The sequence below is a fragment of the Shewanella sp. P1-14-1 genome, from assembly GCF_001401775.1.
GTDB classification, from domain to species: Bacteria; Pseudomonadota; Gammaproteobacteria; order Enterobacterales; family Shewanellaceae; genus Shewanella; species Shewanella japonica.
The window spans coordinates 1-2132 of the sequence record NZ_LKTL01000059.1; the positions used below are offsets into that span (position 1 = coordinate 1).

The 2132-nt window shown below is 39.2% G+C and carries 3 protein-coding genes; all 3 read right to left on the bottom strand.

What is annotated here, in order from left to right; all coding sequences use genetic code 11:
* Positions 1-187 precede the first annotated feature (187 nt).
* The 3 genes from AN944_RS20905 to AN944_RS20915 all read right to left on the bottom strand — a co-directional run bounded on the left by AN944_RS20905 (position 188) and on the right by AN944_RS20915 (position 2024).
* On the bottom strand, positions 188-577 hold the full coding sequence (locus AN944_RS20905) for a hypothetical protein (protein ID WP_055026574.1): 390 nt from the start codon (positions 575-577) through the stop codon (positions 188-190).
* Positions 578-672: 95 nt separating this feature from the next.
* Positions 673-1137, bottom strand: a complete 465-nt coding sequence (locus AN944_RS20910) for a hypothetical protein (RefSeq protein WP_055026575.1) — start codon at positions 1135-1137, stop codon at positions 673-675.
* Positions 1138-1256: 119 nt separating this feature from the next.
* The gene (locus AN944_RS20915; RefSeq protein ID WP_055026576.1) at positions 1257-2024 is read right to left on the bottom strand and encodes a hypothetical protein; all 768 of its coding nucleotides are present in this window, start codon (positions 2022-2024) and stop codon (positions 1257-1259) included.
* Positions 2025-2132: the final 108 nt, after the last annotated feature.

Sequence of the window (2132 nt, forward strand, 5' to 3'; positions counted from 1 at the left end):
TTCACAATACTCTGTAATATCACGTTCCATGTTATTCGACTTACTTGCTATAAATGCGAGATCCTCGATTTTCATTGTGCACCTAACGCCCGCATAAATTGACACCACTGGCACTGCTTGCGCAACGACTATCTTCTCCACCTGCGCGAGCTGTGACAGATGAAGGTGTTCAAATTTAATGCGCTTGTTATGAGCCTTTAATGTATATCGCATTTATATTTGGCTTTTCATATTTATGTCCTAAATTTTCTAGGAGTCTGATTGCCTTTTCTCGCAAACATCTAAACTCCGATCCAGAACGCATCATTTCAAGCATGTCGTCATAGTCTGAAGGAAGGTCGATTTCTTCCAGTAACGAATCAAACTCGACCAATGCTTTAAGCTGAGCATCAGAAATTAGGCCTTGATTAGAGATCGTATGCAATGAATCTATCGGAAATGAATTCAAAACTTCGTCAGGTATATGAACAAACTCCGGCAGGACGGCCTCTTGAACTTCAAGCTCACTAGAAATTAGTCGCAGTGAGTCTACTAATTCTTCATACCAATATTCAGCAATTTTTTTATCAGTTTTCATAGCTCATAACGCCCCAATAAGAGGCAAAAAATAGTTGGTTATACTTGTGAAGCATGAACAAAACCAACTGTTTTTTGTCCTGCTTGATTGGCTTGTTATAAGTTGCCAACTCTACTGCTTTGGTTTTCTTTACTCTGGTCGTGAGGCATGCAATTGTTATAAGCATATGCAATATGATGACGATTATTGTCATCCAAAATATCACACTTAATATTACAAGGATTACCTAACGCGCTTCTCCAATAGTGATGCTTATGATCGTACGCTGTTTCAAATTCAGCGGTAATTATCACCGAAGTAATCCACGCCAATGGTATATCATGTTTTCCCAGCAAGCGTGTGAGCATATTGTGGTAATGGGTAAGCATTCCATCAAACTCTGTTGAGCTCGGGCTTATAGCTTTACCTTTCAGGTCAATTAAAACGGTTTTTCTTTCAAGTTGAGCCACAAGTTTGTAGAGTTTGCCAATCCCCCAATATCCATCAATATCATTATTCCTGCTATTGAATGAGCCAATAATGCCACTAGCAATACTACCTAACTCTCTTCGACGAGCCATAATTCTCCAGCTACTCCTAACGCCCGCATAAGGGGCTGATAATGCTTGGCTATACTTGTGCAGCGAAGCGGAACCGAGCCAAGCGTTAGCAGTCCCTTCGCTTGATGCGCTTGTTAGGCTTACTTGTCACACTTTACTAATCGCTCAGTGCAATGCCCTTCAGGCCATTCAGATTGCTTCCAACAAAACGACTTATCATCTTTCAATATCAAATCCCAGAGAAACATTTCTCCTTCATCTGTTTTCTGAGTTTCATTGATCACTATTGTACGCAAATATTTATCCCCCTCAGACAAAATTGAATAAACTATTCTTTCGTACAATTCATCACTAGTTGTTAGTTTCATTCCTGATTTCGAAGTGTGATACATTTTTGTACCCGCATCATCGAAAGAGATGTTAATGACGTGTTCATCATTGCAACTATCTTCTTGATTACCCCAATCCCAATTCCCTGTTAGTGACTTCCTGATATCATCTTCAGTTACCGAGAAATATATACCCGCTGAATCATAACCTTCTATGCCCATTTCTGCATACCAATCGCCGGGTTTGTCTGTACTTTTATCTAAGTCATGTGAACACCAAAAATTGAAGTTACTGCCATCCGATTGGAAAGTATTGAATTGAGAATTTATTACTCGCCTATTACCATCATATATTATGCAGCTATATCTATATTCGCCTGCGGGTAAGTTCCATTCCGAATAGACGTAAAATAGTTTGTGATCTAGCTGAATAGAGTCTATTTCATCGGTTGGCACCCCATTACCATCTAATGAACTTGTTACAAGAATCCTATAACCACCAATTTTATCCACATTTGCCATTGATAGTTGGCTAAAAGCCACAGTTAAAGTAATCGATAAAAAACAAACTATTTTCATGTGATACATCCTGTAAGCCTAACGAATGATATGGACTCCCCTTACCAAATGGCCACTATGTGCCATATTGAAAGTGCAAACATTCAATCAAGGAGAGTCCATATGTCC

Coding starts and splice junctions, on each gene's coding strand:
- AN944_RS20905 (WP_055026574.1), bottom strand. CDS start 577: ATGAAAACTGATAAAAAAATTGCTGAATATTGGTATGAAGAATTAGTA.
- AN944_RS20910 (WP_055026575.1), bottom strand. CDS start 1,137: ATGGCTCGTCGAAGAGAGTTAGGTAGTATTGCTAGTGGCATTATTGGC.
- AN944_RS20915 (WP_055026576.1), bottom strand. CDS start 2,024: ATGAAAATAGTTTGTTTTTTATCGATTACTTTAACTGTGGCTTTTAGC.